The 1,470-nt window shown below is 57.0% G+C and carries 2 protein-coding genes; both read left to right on the top strand.

Annotated elements, in window-relative coordinates; translation table 11 throughout:
• Positions 1-695 (top strand): GGDEF domain-containing protein (locus RRY12_13230; protein ID MEG2185637.1); only part of this gene is annotated, 695 nt, incomplete at its 5' end.
• A gap of 16 nt (positions 696-711) precedes the next feature.
• Positions 712-1,452, top strand: coding sequence for a 2-phosphosulfolactate phosphatase (locus tag RRY12_13225; protein ID MEG2185636.1), 741 nt, complete (start codon positions 712-714; stop codon positions 1,450-1,452).
• Positions 1,453-1,470 lie beyond the last annotated feature (18 nt).

The raw sequence follows: 1,470 nt of genomic DNA, 5'->3' as shown, positions 1-1,470 counted from the left end.
ACGAAGGACGCCTTCTCGGGCTCTTCTTCGCCGGAGTAAAAGAGGACAACCTTATCTTCCGCGAGGAGGCGGACGGCCTCTTTCGCTGGACGAAGGCCAACGTTCAGATGGTCAAATACCCGTACACCGACGACGTCAAGGCCTTCATAGTATTTGAAGACATACACGAAGAACGCAGCGCAATAGTAGAGCTTGCGGAGCGCGCCTCGCATGACGCGATGACCAACCTGCTCAATAGAGAGGCCGCGCTGCGTATGGGCGATGAACGCATAGAGGCGATGGGCGCCTCCGACCGCTGCGCCGTCTTTATGATAGACCTTGACAATTTCAAGCAGATAAACGACAGCCTGGGCCATCTTCAGGGAGACGACGCGTTGATAGCCGCCTCGAACACAATGAGATCGGCATTAAGAGACGACGACATAATCGGAAGGATGGGCGGCGACGAATTCTTCATCTTTCTTTCCGGAAACGTCACGCCGCGTTCCGCCGCGAAGACCGCGAAGCGCCTCATTTCGGCGCTTGAAGTCTCATGCGGCTTCCTGCGCCTCACGGCGAGCGTAGGCGTCACAGTCGCCCGCAAAACAGACAACGTAACCTGCCGTGAACTTTACGCGGCCGCAGACCGCGCGCTCTACGAGGCAAAGCGCGCCGGGAAAAATAAATATTACCTGACGGAATGGCCAGTACAATAAAAAGGAGGTCTAGTAAATGAAATATATATTTGACGCCGCATTTCTGCCTTGCGAGGCGCTGAAAGAACATGACGTACGCGTTGTGGTAGATCTCTTGCGCGCCACGACGCAGATAACGACATTCTTTGACGCGGGAGGCGAGGTGCTCGTTCCTGTGACGGAGGTTGACGCCGCCTTTGAAATGAGAGACCAACTTGGCGGCGACTGGAAAATAATGGGAGAACGCGGCGGACTTGCCGCGCCCGGTTTTGACTTCGGAAATTCGCCGCTTGAACTTTCCGCAGCGGGCGCCCCCCAAAACGCCATAATCACCACCTCAAACGGCACAAGAGCCATAATGAAGGCAAGCGAAGGCTGCGCGCACGTCATAGCGGCCTGCGCGAGAAACGCGGAAGCCGCCGCCTGGGACGCCATCTGCTCCGGCACCAACATAGGCGTCCTCTGCGCGGGAAGAAACGGCGAATTCTCGCTTGAAGACACAATCTGCGCGGGGATGCTGATAGAAAAAATGCTAGTACTCGCCCCGTCAAACGGCGGCACCGAGATGGAACTTACAGACGGCGCGATGGCCGCGATGGCGCTCTGGCATCACGTCGGCCCCGACATCACAGCGGTCTGCCAGGAATCGGCTCACGGCAGGATACTCGCGGGCCTGGGCTTCGACAACGACCTTTTCTTCTGCGGAGAGCTTGACTCAAGCTCCACCGTCCCAATACTAAAAAATTTAAACGGGGTCTTGGCCTTCATCGGAAGATGACCCCGCGCTCTGCATGGG

This window comes from Cloacibacillus sp. (assembly GCA_036655895.1).
In the GTDB taxonomy this organism is placed as follows: domain Bacteria; phylum Synergistota; class Synergistia; order Synergistales; family Synergistaceae; genus JAVVPF01.
Note: the sequence above shows the minus strand (reverse complement) of the source record. Positions and strands in the feature narration are given on the sequence as shown.

Coding starts and splice junctions, on each gene's coding strand:
- RRY12_13225 (MEG2185636.1), top strand. CDS start 712: ATGAAATATATATTTGACGCCGCATTTCTGCCTTGCGAGGCGCTGAAA.